This window comes from Streptomyces plumbidurans (assembly GCF_019857225.1).
Taxonomy (GTDB): Bacteria; Actinomycetota; Actinomycetes; order Streptomycetales; family Streptomycetaceae; genus Streptomyces; species Streptomyces plumbidurans.
The window spans coordinates 55514-70576 of record NZ_JAFJSY010000008.1 but is presented as its reverse complement, the minus strand read 5'-3'; the positions used below and the strand labels follow the sequence as shown (position 1 = coordinate 70576).

Genomic DNA, 15063 nt, shown 5'->3' with positions numbered 1-15063 from the left:
GGCTGGGTCACGCGTCTCCGTACCGCTGTGCGATCGTCTCCTTGAGGCGGGTCAAAGACTCGCGCGGACTCAGGGCGTCGTCGGCCAGCTGGTCGAGGGTGACCCGGTACTGCTCCGTCTCGTCGCGGTCCTCCAGGAACGTGGCGCTCCTGATGTGCTCCAAGTAGACGATGTCCGGCAGATCCAGGCCGCCGAAGCGCAGATAGGTGACGGGGATGGCCGGCGCGGATGCGTTGGTCACGTCCAGCGGGACGATCTGCAGGGACACATGCGGCAGTTGGGCCATGGTGACCAAGTGGTCCAACTGCTCACGCATCACCTCGCGGCTGCCCAGGACACGCAACAGCACCGACTCGTCGATGATCGCCCACAGTTGGGGCGCGTCCGGACGCTGCAGCAACTCCCCGCGCTTGGTGCGCAGTTCGACCCGGCGGCTGACCTCGCGGGACGGCGCCGAGGGCAGCCCGCGCTCCACCACGGCACGGGCGTAGGCCGGAGTCTGCAGCAGTCCGGGCACGTACTGGATCTCGAACGTACGGATGGAGTCCGCCGCCTCCTGCAGTCCGACCAGCCGGTCGAACCACTCCGGCATCAGGCGTTTGTCGAACCGCTGCCACCAGCCGGGCTCCCCGGCACGCCGCAGCAGTTGGAGCAGGATCGACGCCTCGTAGTCCTCGGTCTTGTAGTACTCGAGGAGTGTGCGGACATCGCCCTCGGTGGGCGGCCTGCGCCCCTTGCCCGCCTCGATGCGTGACAGCTTCGCCGGGCTGAACCCCACGGCGCGGGCGGCCTGTTCCTGAGGCAGGCCGGCGTCCTCGCGGATGCCCGCGAGCTGCACTCCGACCAGCATCTTCAGCAAAGTCGGCGCCGGTTCCGTGCGATGCAGATACGGTTCCAGACGGGAGACGCGCGGTGACTCGGAGGACATCCTGACTCCCGGTGGGCAGGGGGCAACAGACCGCATTATCGCATCTTGACGGGTGCTGCCGCATGCTCAGGCCAAAAGGGAAGGGTCCGACGGACCCCCGCGCCTCACAGCAGATCGTCGAACTCGCCCTCCTTCGCGCCGGTCAGGAAGGAGGCCAGCTCCGTCGACGTGTAGATGAGCGCGGGACCGTGCGGGTCACGGGAGTTGCGCAGGGCGACCTCTCCCTCGGTCAAGGCGGCGACCTCGACGCAGTTGCCCTCGGCGTTGCTGTGCCGGCTCTTGGTCCAGCGGACACCCAGTGAACTCGCTCGTACCCCATTCGGAACTGATGGCACTGCAGTCTCCTTGCGCATGACTGGCTCGAACTGCGCGCGCAATTTCTCGTGAAATTGCACGAGCGTGCTGTCGACGTGGATAATAGCCAAGGCGCCAACCCCTTCGCTGGCGCCTTGTCCTGACATCACTTCAGGAGTTGACGTGTCCGTGCTCGCGCACCCAACAGCCGCCCTGCGTCTGTCAGGCAACCGGGCGGGCTGCGCCCAGGCGCGCGAGTTCACCGAACGGGTCCTGAAGGACTGGGAGTTGGCCACGTGCCGCGACGACGCGCTGACCGTCGTCTCCGAACTCGCCGCCAATGCCGTGCTGCACGCAGGGAGCGAGGACGACGACGGCTCCGGGGTGTGGCTCAAGCTCACCCGGCGTCCGGCCCACCTGGTGTGCGCCGTCACGGACCAGGGCGACACCCTCCCGGGCACCGCGCGCGCCGCCGGTCCGCTGCAGGAGCACGGCCGCGGTCTGTTCATCGTCGAGGCCCTGTCCCAGCACTGGGGCTGGACGCGGTACGCCCCCAAGGGCAAGACCGTCTGGGCCATGCTGTCCACCGGGGTCGGTGTGTGAGATGAACCCACGACGTCGACGCACGGCGGTGAGCGTCCCTTGACGGCCAAGAAGCCGACCGCGACCCTTCGGGACGTCGGCCTCGTGTCCTGGCACGACATCGCCGACGCCTCGGGGTCCGCCGCCGCGATTCCCTTCCTGCTCGCCGCCATCGCCTCGGGCGACGACGCCGCCGCTCAGGACGCGCTCGACCGGCTGCGGCACCGCATCTGTCAGTACGGCTTCGTCGTCGGCCAGGCCACCGCGGTCACGGTGCCCTTCCTGTGGGATCTCGCCCAGCGCCCCGAAACCACCTGCCGGGTGCAGATCCTGCAACTCCTGCGGAACATCGCCGACGCCCGCCAGTGGGAGATCACGGCCGCCGCCTACCCCAAACTCCGCCGTCACCACGGCGACTACGTCGAATGGGAATCAGCGGCGCGCCATGCCGTACGCGCCCAGCGCAGCGTCCTGCCGCGACTGCTGGCCGAGCGCGACAGTGAACTCGTGCACGCCACCAAGGAACTCGCCACCACCCTGGCCGAGTGAGGCCCGCCCAAGGCGGGTTCAGACGATCCGGGCCACTCCCGCGTAGATGCCACTGTCCTCGGGCTCGGGCAGCAGGCCGTCGGGCCCCCACTCCGGTGCCGTCACCAGGCCGGGCGGCACGAGTTCCAGACCGTCGAAGAAGCGCTCGACCTGCGGACGTGTGCGGAAGCCGAGTTCGATGCCGCCCTTCGCGTACTCGGCGACGACCTGCTCGACGAGATCCTCGAACTTGTCGGAGGCGGCGTGGGACAGCACCAGGTAACTGCCCTTCGGCAGCGTGGCCACCAGGCCGCGGACGATGTCGTGCGCGCCCTGGGCGTCGGTGATGAAGTGCATCAGGGCGATCAGCGACAGCGCGATGGGGCGGTCGAAGTCCAGGATGTGGCGGGCATGTTCGACTATCGCGTCCGGTTGCTGTACGTCGGCCTGGATGTAGTCCGTGGCTCCCTCGGGGCTGCTGACCAGCAGCGCCTCGGCGTGGCGCAGCACGATCGGGTCGTTGTCGGCGTAGACGACCCTCGCCGACGGTACGACGCGCTGCACGATCTGATGGAGGTTGGGCTCCGTGGGGATGCCCGTGCCGATGTCCAGGAACTGGTCGATGCCCTGTCCGGCGAGCCAGGCCGCCGCCCGGTGCATGAACTCGCGGTTCTGCCGCGCCGCGTCCCTGGCCTCGGGCGGCAGTTGCGTTCCCACGGCCTCGTCGACCGGGTAGTTGTCCTTGCCGCCGAGCAGCCAGTCGTAGACCCGCGCGGGATGCGCCTTGCTGGTGTCGATCCGAAGGGACGGCTGTGGGCCGGTCGTCATGAGAACTCCATCGCGCCAATGAAGCGGGGGCAAGCCGAGTACTCGATCATCGTACTCGCGTCGTGATGTTGCTTGAAGAGGACGTGATGTTGCCCGAGGGAAAAGGGAGTTGGATGCGGCGCCGCTAGCGGGCGGCCGCTCGGGAGCGGCGTACGAGGTCGGAGGCGGCCTCTTCCCAGTCGGGACGGGCGAAGGCGAACCCGGCCGCGCGGAGACGGCCCGGAACCACCCGCCGGCTCTTGAGCAGCAGTTCCGTGTCCGAGCGCATCGCGAACGCGCCCAGCTCCGCCATCCACCGCGTCGCGGGCAGCCCGACGGGAACACCCGCGGCCGCGCGCAGGGTGCGCATGAACTGCCGGTGGGGGAGAGGGGCGGGCGAGGCGAGGTTCACCGGTCCTTCGAGGTCGTCGCGCGCGATCAGGAACTCCACCGCCCGTACGAAGTCCTCGTCATGGATCCAGGAGACGTACTGCGCACCGCCGGCAACCGGCCCGCCCAGCCCCAGCCGGCTCATCCGCAGCAGCACGTCGAAGACTCCGCCCCGGTCCGGGCTCATGACCATCGCCGAGCGCAGGGCCACCTTGCGCGTCGCCGGCGTCGGCGCCTCGGCCTGTGCGCGTTCCCAGTTCTTGGCGATCTCGACGCTGTACGCCCAGTAGTCCGGCACCCCGCTCTCCGAGCCGCCGATCACGCCCGTCGTCTCGTCGTGCGCCGCGTCGAAGCGGTGGGCGTAGATCGTGGCGGTGCTCATCTGCAGCCAGACCCGCGGAGGCCGCGACGCAGCGGCGATCGCCTTGCCGACGATCCGAGCGGAGTTGACCCGGGAATCCATCATGGCCTGAAGATTCTCGGGTGTGTAACGGCAGGAGACGCTCCGCCCGGCCAGGTTGATCACCGCGTCGGCTCCGTCGAGCGCCTCGGCCCAGGCGCCGAGCGTCGCCCCGTCCCAGGCGATCCGACGCTCACGCTCCGGATGCCTGGTGAGGACCACCACCTCGTGGCCGGCCGCTGTCAACGCACGGTCCAGGATCGTGCCCACCTGTCCGGTTCCCCCGGGCAGCACTACCTTCATCGAACCCCCTCGGCCTTTGGTGGGCCCAGCCTAACCCTGAAATTGAACGCGTTCAATAAGTGTCGCTCCTCGACGCGGAACGGCCGTTCGAGCTGAACAGGAGCCCCGCTACCGGGCATCGCCCCCACCCATCGGTAGTGTCCGCCCCGACGCGGCGACCCCGCGTCGGCGCAGTCCGCGAGGAGGAGGATCACGATGGACGAAGGTCAGGGCGAGGCCCCGCCGGGACAGGAGCCCGCGGCACAGGGGTCGCAGGCCGGTCCTTCGGGCGCGCGGCAGACGGTGCGTCTCGCGCTGGTGATCGGCGCTCTCGGCGTCGTCTTCGGAGACATCGGAACCAGCCCGATCTACACCCTCCAGACCGTGTTCAGCCCGAGCGACCCGCATCCGGTCCCGGTCAGCACACAGAACGTGTACGGGGTGGTGTCGCTCGTCTTCTGGTCGGTGATGATCATCGTCACGATCACCTATGTGCTGCTCGCGATGCGCGCCGACAACCAGGGCGAGGGCGGCATCATGGCGCTGATCACGCTGGTGCGGCAGCGGAGCTCGCAACTCGGCCGGCGAACCGCAGTCGTACTGGCCGCGCTGGGCATCTTCGGCGCCTCCCTCTTCTTCGGCGACAGCATGATCACCCCGGCGATCTCGGTGCTGTCCGCGGTCGAGGGCGTCAAGGTCGTCGAACCGTCGCTGGGCAGTGCGGTCGTGCCCATCACGGCGGTGATCATCGTGATCCTGTTCCTGGTGCAGCGCCGGGGGACCGCCGCCGTGGGCCGGGTCTTCGGGCCGGTCATGATCGCCTGGTTCACCGCCGTCGGCGCATGCGGCATCGGCGGCATCGTCGACCACCCGGGAATCCTGCGGGCACTGTGGCCGAGCTACGCCCTGAGCTTCCTGTTCGGCCACTTCGGCACCGCCTTCTTCGCGCTGGCCGCGGTGGTGCTCGCGGTCACCGGCGCCGAGGCGCTCTACGCTGACATGGGCCACTTCGGCCGCCCCGCCATCACCCGCGGCTGGCTGTTCCTCGTCTTCCCGGCCTGCATCATCAGCTACCTCGGACAGGGCGCACTGATCCTCGACGATCCCAAGAACATCAGCAGCCCGTTCTTCCTGCTCGTGCCCCACTGGGGCCGCTGGCCGATGATCCTGCTCGCCACGGCGGCCACGGTGATCGCCTCCCAGGCGGTCATCACCGGCGCGTACTCGGTCACCTCCCAGGCCGCCCAGCTCGGCTATCTGCCGCGGCTGCGGATCGCCCACACCTCCGAGACGACCATCGGGCAGATCTACGTCCCCTGGGTCAACTGGCTGCTGATGGTCTCGGTCCTCACCCTCGTCTTCGCCTTCCGCAGCTCCACGGCACTGGCCTTCGCCTTCGGCATGGCGGTCACCGGCACGATCACCATCACCACCCTGCTGTTCCTCTACATCGCCCGTGCGAAATGGGGCACGCCCCGGTGGCTGCTCGCGAGCGGAGCGGCCGTCCTGCTCTTCGTGGACCTGCTGTTCGTGGGCGCGAACCTGACGAAGTTCGTCCACGGCGCCTGGCTGCCCCTGCTCATCGGCCTCACCGTGTTCACCATCATGACGACGTGGCAGCGCGGCCGCCGGCTCGTCACCGCACAACGGGAGCGCACCGAAGGGTCGTTGCGCGCCTTCGTCGACGAACTGCGCAGCGGGGAGCTGCCCGTGCGCGAGGTCCCCGGCACGGCCGTCTTCCTCAACCGGGGCAAGGAGACCGCGCCGCTGGCCATGCGGGCCAACGTGGAGCACAACCACGTACGGCACGAACAGGTCGTGATCCTGTCCATCGAGACCGAACCCGTGCCCCGCGTCCAGGACGACCGCCGGGTCGCCGTCGACAGCCTCGGCTACGCCGACGACGGGATCGTCCATGTCACCGTCCGCGTCGGCTACATGGAGACCCCGGACGTGCCCGCCACCTTGGCCATGCTCGACGCGTCCCAGACCGAGGGGCCCCTGGAACTCGACCGGGCGTCCTACTTCCTGTCCAAGATCGAGCTGCAGCGCGGAAAGGCGCGCACGATGGCGCCCTGGCGCAAACGGCTGTTCATCGCGACCTCCTACATCACGGCCGACGCCGCCGAACACTTCGGCCTGCCGCGCCACCGCACCGTCATCATGGGCTCGCGCATCGAGGTCTAGGCGTACGGCGGAGCGACGACCCGGCCGTGTCGCTCCGCCGTCGGGTTCGCCGCTGGGGCACACATGCGGACAGGTCAGGGGAGACCTGCTGTCCGGATCATCCCAACTGCCCCTCCATGTCAGCTCTTCGTACCCCCGACTTGCCCACTGCTTGACGATCCGTTCCATGAGCGTTCAGCAAGTCACCTGTGTGCGCGTTGTGTGTCGCCCCTAGCGTCCCTGCGGATCTCGAAAGAAGGGGCTCATGGGGACACTCCACGCAGTCCGGGCTCGCGGCATCACCAAGAGCTTCGGGGACGTCGTCGCGCTCGACGGCATAGATCTGGATGTGACACAGGGGCAGATCCACGGCCTGGTCGGACCGAACGGCGCGGGCAAGACGACGCTGCTCGGTCTTCTGCTGGGCCTCGCCGTCGCCGACAGCGGCGACCTGGAGATCCTGAACGCACCGGTCGGGCGGGCGCTCGCCGCTCCCGACGGAGTCACCGGCTTCGTGGACGGGCCCGGCCTGTATCCCTCGCTCACCGCCCGGCAGAACCTGGCCGCGCTGGCCGCGCTGCGCGGCAAAGACGCGCGGACGGCGGACATCGACGACGTACTCGGCGAGGTCGGGCTCACCGATGTCGCCGACGACAAGACCCGCGGCTTCTCGCTCGGCATGCGCCAACGGCTCGGGCTCGCCGCCGCCCTGCTCACCGAGCCGCGGCTGCTCGTCCTCGACGAACCCGCCAACGGCCTCGACCCGGCGGGCAAGAAGCATGTGCACGCGGTCCTCAACCGGCTCGCCGCGCAGGGCACCGCCGTGGTGCTCTCCAGCCACCGTATGGACGACCTCGAAGCACTCTGCTCCGAGGTCACGATCCTCGCCACCGGACGGGTCGTCTTCTCCGGCCCGCTCGGCAAACTCGCCACGGAGAACCGTGAACTCGACTACAGGTTGAGCACCTCCGACCCCGCGGCCGCCCGTCGCGTGGCAGCGGACACGGCCGGCATCCATGTCGTCGACGACGCCCGGACCCGCCCCGACGGCGAGGTGCTCGTCGTGCGCGCGCTGGTGCCCGCCCTCGACGAACTGGTGGTCCAACTCGTCCACGCGGACATCGCGTTGCGGGAGCTCACGCCCGTCGTCTCACCGCTCGAGGCCGCGTTCCTCGCCCTCACCGAACAGCAGGAGGCGGGCAGATGACCGCGACCGCAGTCAACGACCGCACCGCCGTGGCCAGTCCGGTGTCGGTGCCGCGTGGCTACCGCTTCGAGCTGGTCAAGCTCGTCTCGCAGTGGCGGATCCGGCTGCTGGTCCTCGCCTGCTGGATCGCCCCTGGGCTCTTCGTCGTCGGCGTGAGTCAGCAGAGCACGCTGCCCAGCGACACCCTCTTCGGCCGCTGGATGCTCGCCACGGGCTGGGCCGCCCCGCTGGTGATGCTCGGTTTCGCGGGCACCTGGGCGCTGCCCCTGCTGACCTCCCTGGTCGCCGGCGACGTGTTCGCCTCCGAGGACCGGCTCGGCACCTGGCGCCATCTGCTGGTGGCGGTGCGCTCGCCGCGCCGGATCTTCGTGGCGAAGGCGCTGGCCAGCCTGACCGTCATCCTGGTGCTCGTCGCCGGACTGGCCTGCTCCAGCACGGTCGGTGGGCTCGTGACGGTCGGCAACCAGCCACTGGTCGGTCTCGACGGCCACCTCCTGGCCCCCTCGGACGCCGCCTGGAACGTCCTTCTCGCCTGGCTGTGCGTACTCGCCCCGACGCTCGCTCTCGCCGCGATCGGACTGCTCGGCTCGGTCGCGCTGGGCCGGTCCCCGATGGGACTGCTCCTGCCGGCACTGGTCGCGCTCGCGATGCAGCTGGCCCAGATGCTCCCGCTGCCGGTCGCCGTACGACTCGCCCTGCCCGGCTACGCCTTCATCTCCTGGAACGGCCTGTTCACCAGCCCCGCGCAGACGGGCCCGCTGCTGATCGGCATCGCCGTCAGCCTGGTGTGGGCGGTGCTCGCGACCGTTCTCGCCCATCTCCTGTTCCTGCGGCGCGACTTCACCAGTCTCACCTACGACGGCTCCGGGCGCCGCGCGATCACCGCCGGCGTGCTGCCGCTGGCCGGGCTGCTCGCCGTCACGGTCGCGGTCGTCGCGGTGGCGACCCCCGCCACGGGTTCGGGCATCCGGCAGGACAAGGTGCAGCACTCGGTCGCCACGGCGTTCGCGCACCTCTACCGCCTGCAGACCCGGCAACTGCACCGCCCGGCGGTCACCGAGGCGCAGTTGAGGGCGACGGCCGCGTGCAACAAGGGCGCAGGCCGGCTTGCCGCCGAGGGGCCGGGCAACGACTGGCGCTGCGTCGTCTCGTGGCACCTGCCCGGCGTCCAGGCCACCGGACAGGCCATCTACCAGCTCGACTTCACCGCCGACGGGCGGTTCGTCGCCGACGGCGACGGACCGAAGGAAGTGAACGGCTACTTCCTGGTGCGGACCCCCGTCGGGGACGCACCGAACCCGCTGTGGCAGTTCGACGGCAACGTCGACCTGCTCGACACCACCCCGAAGGGATGATCATGCAGGTAACACGGCAGCGTCGCAGCAGCGAGAAGGGGCACATCGACCTCTTCGGCAGACGCATCGGCCGCCGGGCCTTGCTGGTGACGACGGGCATCGCCGTCGCCCTCGGCATCACGGGCACCGCGGTCGCCTCGACCTACCAGTTCGGCACCCAGCAGGTCGCCCAGACCACCGCCAACGGCCAGGTCATCTCCAGTGACCAGTACATCGACCCGTACGGCAGCCGTACCGTCATCAACGACGGCAAGATCATGTCCTCGGCGGTCAGCCCTGACGGCACGCATCTCGCGGCCTCCGTGACCGACGGCGACGCGTCGCTCGTCGTCATGGACCTCAAGACCGGCCAGATCAAGCAGAAGGTCGGCACCAACGCGGCGGACGATCTGCGGATCAAGACCGCCGCCGTCGGCCAGGAGGGCCCGACCTACTCGCCCGACGGCACCCAGCTGTGGCTGGGCCAGGCGGACGGCTACACCAAGTTCACTGTCGCCGCGGACGGCACCCTCTCCAACCCGGTCACCGTCGCGATCCCGGCCGACGGCTCCAAGCACGCACTCGTGGGCGCGGCCGTGTTCTCCGCCGACGGCTCCACCGTCTACTCCGCGGTCAACGGCCAGAACCGGGTGGTCGCCATCGACGCGGCCACCGGAACCATCAAGCAGAGCTGGGCAGTCGGCAACGCCCCGCGCGGTCTCGCCCTGGTGGGAGGCAAGCTGTACGTCAGCAACGAGGGCGGACGCCCGGCCAGGCCCGGCGACACCACCATCAACTCCTACGGCACCGAGGTGGTCGCCAATCCGGACACCGGCGCCAGCACCACCGGCACGGTGAGCGTCGTCGATGTCGCGGACTCCTCCGCCGCCGTCCGCAGCATCGACGTCGGACTGCACCCGACCGCCGTCTACGCGAAGAAGGGGGCGGTGTTCGTCACCAACACCGCCGACAACAGCGTCTCGGTCATCGACAGCCGCAAGGACCGCGTCGTCCAGACCATCGCCACCCAGCCCTGGCCCGAGGCGAAGGTCGGCTACGAGCCCGACGCGGTGACCCTCACCGACGACGGCCGTCTGCTGGTGACGCTGGGCCGGGCGAACGCGGTCGCCGTCTACCGCTACAAGTCCCCGCAGGAGCCCGCCAGTTACATAGGTCTGCTCCCGACCGACTACTTCCCCTCCGAGATCACGACCGTGGGCACGAACGTGGTCGTCTCCAACACCCGCGGCATCGACGCCCGCCGTCCCTCCACCAGCGGAGCCCACGGCACCCACGACACGACGTCGAGTCTGACGCAGTTCAAGCTGCCCGACGACCGCGTCATCAGGTCCCAGACGGCCAAGGTCTTCAAGCAGAACGGCTGGACGCCCGGCTCGGTCACGACGTCCAAGGGCAAGAGCCACGCCAGGCCCGTGCCCGTCCCGGTGCACCTCGGCGACCCCTCGACAATCAAGCACGTCTTCCTGCTGGTCAAGGAGAACCGGACCTACGACCAGGTCTTCGGCGACATGCCGCAGGGCAACGGCAACTCGGCTTACACGCAGTTCGGCGAGAACGTGACGCCCAACCAGCACGCACTGGCGCAGCAGTTCGGGCTCTACGACAACTTCTACGACATCGGCACGAACTCCGCCGAGGGCCACAACTGGCTGATGCAGTCCGACAATCCGGAGTACACGGAGTCGTCGGCCGGTGAGTACACGCGCAGTTACGACACCGAGAACGACGTCCTCGGCCACCAGAAGACCGGCTTCATCTGGTCCGGCGCGCAGGCGGTCGGCAAGTCCGTGAAGGACTACGGCGAGTTCCAGTCCGTCGAGAGCAAGCCGGCCGGCGCCACCTGGCAGAACCTGTACTGCGACGCCAGGACCATGGACTCGACCGGGGCGAAGACGGCGTACCCGATCCAGACCGGTTCGGCGATCCCCTCGCTCAACAAGGTGTCGGTGCCCGGCTTCCCGATGTTCGACCTCGACGTCCCGGACGTGTACAAGTACCAGATCTGGAAGCAGGACTTCGAGAAGAACGGCCCGGCGAACCTGAACATGTTCTGGTTCTCCAACGACCACACCGGCGGTCCGCCGAGCCCGGCCGCCGAGGTCGCGGACAACGACCTCGCGGTCGGAAAGATGGTCGACGAGATCTCGCACAGCAAGTACTGGAAGGACTCGGCGATCTTCGTCGTCGAGGACGACTCCCAGGCCGGCCTCGACCATGTCGACGGCCACCGCGCCCCCGTCCAGGTCATCAGCCCCTGGGCGCAGCACGGCAAGGTCGACAACCACTACTACACGCAGATCACCATGATCCGCACCGTCGAGCAGATCCTCGGGATCCACCCGATGAACCAGAAGGACAGCGCGGCCACGCCGATGTACGGGGCCTTCAGCCGCAAGGCGGACAACACCCCCTTCACGGCGCAGCCCAACCGGACCTCGCTGACCGACGGCCTGAGCACCCTGCCTCCCTGCGGCGCGGACACCCCGGCACCGCAGGACGCCAAGGCCTCGCCCGCACCGACCGCGGCCAAGGTGCCGGCGGACAAGCAGAAGCTCGCGGCGCAGTGGAAGACCTGGGAGTCGCACCAGCGGCTGACCGGCCCGCACGCCGTGCCCGACTACGCGAACCCCGCCCAGATGAACCGTCTCACCTGGTACGAGACGCACAACTGGACCAAGCCGTACCCCGGTGACAGCAAGATCTACGCGCCGAACGACGTACCCGGCGCCTATCTGCCGTCCCCGGAGTCGGACGGCTGACCCGACCCTGCCGTCCACGGTCTGACCTACGCGGCAGGGCGCGCAGGTCAGACCGTGGACAGGTCGATCGCCCGGTCGACGTCCTGCGGCTGGAGCACCCGCAGGATGCCCTCCAGCAGGTAGTAGTCGGCGTACGGAAGGGAGATCTCGATACCGTCCTCGGCCGGGCGGTTACGCGTGCAGCGGGCCACGACCGCGTCCGCGCGGGCCGAGTTCTTCGTCAGGCACGTCTGCGCCAGCGCGGTCAGCATGCGCACCGCCACGTCGCGATAGGACTGCCGGCCGGTGGCCGCGGCCAGATCGAGCAGCCCGCAGGCCGTGACCGCACCGGCCGACGCGTCCTTGATGTCGTACGGCTGCTGCGGCGCGAAGTAGTCCCACACCGGCACGTGGTCCGCAGTCAGCGCGGCCACCGCGAAGTCCGCGAGTTTGCGCGCGGTGGCCAGGAACTCCGTGTCGCCGGTCCGCCGGTACATCGTCGTGAACCCGTACACCCCCCATGCCTGCCCGCGTGACCAGCACGAGGTGGGGCTGTAACCCTGCACGGTGTTCGGGCCGATGGGAGCGCCGGTGTCCGGATCGAAGTCGTAGACGTGCGGCGTCGATCCGTCGGGCCGCGGGAACACCTTCTGCGCGGTCTTCGCGTGCTCGACCGCGATGTCCAGGTACGTGCCGTCGCCGGTCTGCGCGCTCGCGAACGCCAGCAGGTCCAGGTTCATGATGGTGTCCATGATGACCCGGCCCGCGTTCGCCGGATCGTTCAGCGCACCCCACGCCCGGATGAAGTGCCCGCGCGGGTTGTAGCGCTTGATCAGGGAGTCGGCAGCCCTGACCGCGCCCGTGCGCCAGGCCTCGTCGCCGGTCAGCCGCCAGGCGGTGACCCACGACGGGTAGAAGAGGAAACCGAGGTCGTGCGTGCTCGTGTCGGTCTGCCGTGGCGCCAGCTTCCGCGCCGACTCCAGGGCCCAGCCGCGGAAGGCGTCGTCCTTGCTGCGCAGCCACGCCATCCACAGCGTCCCCGGCCAGAACCCGCCGACCCAGTCCCCGTTCTGCGAGTACGTCCACTTCTCGAACTTCGTGCCCACGGGGAAGGCGGTCACCCCCGGCGCCACACTGCGCACCTTCTCGACGGCGTAGTCGGCCGCCGCACCGAGCACGCGCAGGTCCGCCGCCGGCGTCGGGGTCGGCGCCTGCGTATCGGCCACGGCCGGTGCCGCGGCCGCCCACCCCGCAGCGACACCGGCCGCCGTGGTGAGTACCGCACGCCGGGAAACAGTCATGCCGGTCCCTCCAACTGGTCAATGAATGACAGGAGTTGGCCGAGCGTCGCACACGAGGTGTGGGACTGTACAGACACGTGAGAGAAATTCATGAACATGAACAAGCGCGGCAGGCTCGGCCATGACGATCACGCATACGTGCTGTGCCGGACTCTCGTTGGACTCATGCACGCCGTGTTCCTAGCGTTGAAGCCATGACCGCTTCACGCATCGCCCTCGTCACCGGCGCCAACCAGGGCCTCGGCCGCGCACTCGTGGAAGGACTCGCCGCCCGTATGCAGCCGGACGACCTGGTCCTGCTCACCGGCCGCAACCCGCAACGGGTGTCCGAGGCGGCCCGCGAGGTGGCGCAGCTGCCCGGGACCCGCGCCCGTGTCGAGGGCCGGGTCCTGGACGTCACCGACACCGGCGCCATCGGCCGCCTCGCCGACGAACTGAGCGCGCAGCACGGCGGGTTGGACGTCGTGATCTCCAACGCGGTGGCCCGAGTGCTGCCCGAGGAGTCGCAGGCCGCCCGCGCCGACGAGTTCATCGACGTCTCGAACACCGCGACGCACGCGATCCTGCGCAGCTTCGGACCGATTCTGCGCCCCGGCGGCCGGCTGCTCGTCGTGGCCAGCAGCCTGGGCACCCTCGGTCATCTCGATCCGCGTCTGCACGATCTGTTCGACGGTGCGGACCTGGAGCAGGTGGAGAACGCCGTCGAGTCCTGGCGCACCGCCATCCACAACAGGACGGCGGAGGAGGCCGGTTGGCCCCGCTGGCTCAATGTCCCCTCCAAGGTGGCCCAGGTCGCCGCGGTCCGCGCCGTCGCCGCCGAACGCCGCGAGCGCGACCTCGCCGACGACACCCTGATCGCCTCGGTGTGCCCCGGCATGGTCGACACCGCCACCTCACGGCCCTGGTTCAGCGACTACAGCCACGCCCAGTCGCCCTCCGACGCCGCCCGCGCCGTACTCGACCTGGTCTTCACCGAACACGTCGACCCCGCCCTCCACGGCGAGTTGATCCGCTTCGGCAAGCCCCTGCCCTGGCACGACGGCACACCCCCGGTGGAGCAGGACCGCATGCTCACACCCTGAACGCCGTCTCAGATGCTGCGCCCCGGGCGTTCGAACGGCTCGAAGGCCTCGTCGCGCCGGACCACGCACAGGGCCCAGATGATGAACGCGGAGAACGCGATCATCACGACGGACCACACCGGATACTCCGGCAGTGAGAGGAAGTTGGCGATGATGATGAGCCCTGCGATCGCCACACCGGCGACGCGGGCCCAGGTGGCCGCCTGGAACAGGCCGAAGCTGACGAACACGGCGACCACGCCGAGCACGAGATGGATCCAGCCCCAGCTGGTCAGGTCGAACTGGAAGACGTAGTTGGGCGTCGTGACGAACACGTCGTCCTCGGCGATCGCCATGATGCCGCGGAAGATGGCGAGCAGTCCGGCGATCGTCAGCATGACGGCCCCGAAGGTCATCAGGCCGGCGGCCCACGACTGCTTCGCGGAACTCGTCTGTGTGGTGTGTGTGGCGGTCATCCTGGATACCTCGTTTCGATCACTGCGGCGTGCTCAGTGCCCGGCAGCGGCGGTCGCGCCGGAACGAGACCCTGCCCCGTGTCCGCTCAGGACCAGCTCCTTCGCCCTGGCGAACTCCTCGTCGGTGATGTCGCCGCGGGCGCGGATGTCGGACAGCTTGACGAGCTCCTCGGCGCTGCTGGGCGCACCTGCGCCCTTGGCGGTCTCGCGCACGTACGAGTCGAAGGCCCGCTGCTGATCCCGTGCCTGCGCTACCTCCCGGCGGCCCATGTTCTTGCCGCGCGCGATCACGTAGACGAAGACACCCAGGAAGGGCAGGATGATCACGAACGCCAGCCAGCCGCCCTTGGCCCATCCGCTCATGGCGTCGTCACGGAAGATGTCGACGACGATCCGGAAGAGCAGGACGAACCACATGATCCACAGGAAGAACACCAGCATGGACCAGAAGATGCTCAGCATCGGATAGTCGTACGCGAGATACGTCGGCGCGCTCATGTCTCTCCCTCCGTCCCGGGCCTGCGCCCGGGAGGCTGCTTCTGCGTTCC

Annotated in this window: 14 protein-coding genes; 7 read left to right on the top strand and 7 right to left on the bottom strand. The window is 69.1% G+C overall.

Going from position 1 to position 15063, the window contains the following annotated elements; translation table 11 throughout:
- Positions 1-7: 7 nt before the first annotated feature.
- Positions 8-928, bottom strand: a complete 921-nt coding sequence (locus JYK17_RS06615) for a helix-turn-helix domain-containing protein (RefSeq protein WP_128804168.1) — start codon at positions 926-928, stop codon at positions 8-10.
- Positions 929-1032: 104 nt separating this feature from the next.
- Complete coding sequence (locus JYK17_RS06610; protein ID WP_164932330.1) at positions 1033-1263, bottom strand: DUF397 domain-containing protein; 231 nt, start codon at positions 1261-1263, stop codon at positions 1033-1035.
- A gap of 142 nt (positions 1264-1405) precedes the next feature.
- Here JYK17_RS06610 and JYK17_RS06605 point away from each other — a divergent pair, with 142 nt between their 5' ends.
- Both JYK17_RS06605 and JYK17_RS06600 read left to right on the top strand, forming a co-directional pair.
- Positions 1406-1825 (top strand): ATP-binding protein, encoded by a 420-nt coding sequence (locus tag JYK17_RS06605; protein WP_128804170.1) that lies wholly within the window; start codon positions 1406-1408, stop codon positions 1823-1825.
- A 39-nt stretch (positions 1826-1864) separates the two neighbouring features.
- On the top strand, positions 1865-2353 hold the full coding sequence (locus JYK17_RS06600) for a hypothetical protein (RefSeq protein ID WP_108015026.1): 489 nt from the start codon (positions 1865-1867) through the stop codon (positions 2351-2353).
- Positions 2354-2371: 18 nt separating this feature from the next.
- Here the strand turns inward: JYK17_RS06600 and JYK17_RS06595 are convergent, their stop codons facing one another.
- Both JYK17_RS06595 and JYK17_RS06590 read right to left on the bottom strand, forming a co-directional pair.
- Positions 2372-3160 (bottom strand): SAM-dependent methyltransferase, encoded by a 789-nt coding sequence (locus tag JYK17_RS06595; RefSeq protein ID WP_108015027.1) that lies wholly within the window; start codon positions 3158-3160, stop codon positions 2372-2374.
- Positions 3161-3284: 124 nt separating this feature from the next.
- Entirely contained in the window at positions 3285-4232 is a 948-nt protein-coding gene (locus JYK17_RS06590) for a TIGR01777 family oxidoreductase (protein WP_222809988.1), read from the bottom strand.
- A gap of 195 nt (positions 4233-4427) precedes the next feature.
- Between JYK17_RS06590 and JYK17_RS06585 the strand changes: the two genes are divergently transcribed.
- The 4 genes from JYK17_RS06585 (at position 4428) to JYK17_RS06570 (ending at position 11698) form a co-directional block, all read left to right on the top strand.
- Positions 4428-6398 carry a potassium transporter Kup gene (locus JYK17_RS06585; RefSeq protein WP_108015029.1) on the top strand — a complete coding sequence of 657 codons (1971 nt, stop codon included), beginning with the start codon at positions 4428-4430 and terminating at the stop codon, positions 6396-6398.
- Between the two features lie 244 nt (positions 6399-6642).
- Positions 6643-7584: an ABC transporter ATP-binding protein gene (locus JYK17_RS06580; RefSeq protein WP_222809987.1), complete on the top strand. Its 942-nt coding sequence runs from the start codon at positions 6643-6645 to the stop codon at positions 7582-7584.
- Positions 7581-8939: an ABC-2 transporter permease family protein gene (locus JYK17_RS06575; protein WP_108015031.1), complete on the top strand. Its 1359-nt coding sequence runs from the start codon at positions 7581-7583 to the stop codon at positions 8937-8939. Before JYK17_RS06580 ends, JYK17_RS06575 begins: the two co-directional genes overlap by 4 nt.
- Before the next feature lie 2 nt (positions 8940-8941).
- Positions 8942-11698, top strand: a complete 2757-nt coding sequence (locus tag JYK17_RS06570; RefSeq protein ID WP_222809986.1) for an alkaline phosphatase family protein — start codon at positions 8942-8944, stop codon at positions 11696-11698.
- Between the two features lie 47 nt (positions 11699-11745).
- On the opposite strand, the gene JYK17_RS06565 is transcribed toward JYK17_RS06570, so the two are convergent.
- Entirely contained in the window at positions 11746-12978 is a 1233-nt protein-coding gene (locus JYK17_RS06565; protein WP_222809985.1) for a glycoside hydrolase family 88 protein, read from the bottom strand.
- Positions 12979-13172: 194 nt separating this feature from the next.
- Between JYK17_RS06565 and JYK17_RS06560 the strand changes: the two genes are divergently transcribed.
- On the top strand, positions 13173-14060 hold the full coding sequence (locus JYK17_RS06560) for an SDR family NAD(P)-dependent oxidoreductase (RefSeq protein WP_222809984.1): 888 nt from the start codon (positions 13173-13175) through the stop codon (positions 14058-14060).
- An 8-nt stretch (positions 14061-14068) separates the two neighbouring features.
- On the opposite strand, the gene JYK17_RS06555 is transcribed toward JYK17_RS06560, so the two are convergent.
- Together JYK17_RS06555 and JYK17_RS06550 are read right to left on the bottom strand one after the other, a co-directional pair.
- Positions 14069-14515, bottom strand: coding sequence for a DUF7144 family membrane protein (locus JYK17_RS06555; protein WP_108015035.1), 447 nt, complete (start codon positions 14513-14515; stop codon positions 14069-14071).
- 33 nt (positions 14516-14548) lie between these two features.
- Positions 14549-15013, bottom strand: a complete 465-nt coding sequence (locus tag JYK17_RS06550; RefSeq protein ID WP_108015036.1) for an SHOCT domain-containing protein — start codon at positions 15011-15013, stop codon at positions 14549-14551.
- Positions 15014-15063 lie beyond the last annotated feature (50 nt).

What these genes read in the sequence shown, in the direction of transcription:
- JYK17_RS06615 (WP_128804168.1), bottom strand. Translation starts at nt 928, where the DNA reads ATGTCCTCCGAGTCACCGCGCGTCTCCCGTCTGGAACCGTATCTGCAT.
- JYK17_RS06595 (WP_108015027.1), bottom strand. Translation starts at nt 3,160, where the DNA reads ATGACGACCGGCCCACAGCCGTCCCTTCGGATCGACACCAGCAAGGCG.
- JYK17_RS06590 (WP_222809988.1), bottom strand. Translation starts at nt 4,232, where the DNA reads ATGAAGGTAGTGCTGCCCGGGGGAACCGGACAGGTGGGCACGATCCTG.
- JYK17_RS06585 (WP_108015029.1), top strand. Translation starts at nt 4,428, where the DNA reads ATGGACGAAGGTCAGGGCGAGGCCCCGCCGGGACAGGAGCCCGCGGCA.
- JYK17_RS06580 (WP_222809987.1), top strand. Translation starts at nt 6,643, where the DNA reads ATGGGGACACTCCACGCAGTCCGGGCTCGCGGCATCACCAAGAGCTTC.
- JYK17_RS06575 (WP_108015031.1), top strand. Translation starts at nt 7,581, where the DNA reads ATGACCGCGACCGCAGTCAACGACCGCACCGCCGTGGCCAGTCCGGTG.
- JYK17_RS06570 (WP_222809986.1), top strand. Translation starts at nt 8,942, where the DNA reads ATGCAGGTAACACGGCAGCGTCGCAGCAGCGAGAAGGGGCACATCGAC.
- JYK17_RS06565 (WP_222809985.1), bottom strand. Translation starts at nt 12,978, where the DNA reads ATGACTGTTTCCCGGCGTGCGGTACTCACCACGGCGGCCGGTGTCGCT.
- JYK17_RS06560 (WP_222809984.1), top strand. Translation starts at nt 13,173, where the DNA reads ATGACCGCTTCACGCATCGCCCTCGTCACCGGCGCCAACCAGGGCCTC.
- JYK17_RS06555 (WP_108015035.1), bottom strand. Translation starts at nt 14,515, where the DNA reads ATGACCGCCACACACACCACACAGACGAGTTCCGCGAAGCAGTCGTGG.
- JYK17_RS06550 (WP_108015036.1), bottom strand. Translation starts at nt 15,013, where the DNA reads ATGAGCGCGCCGACGTATCTCGCGTACGACTATCCGATGCTGAGCATC.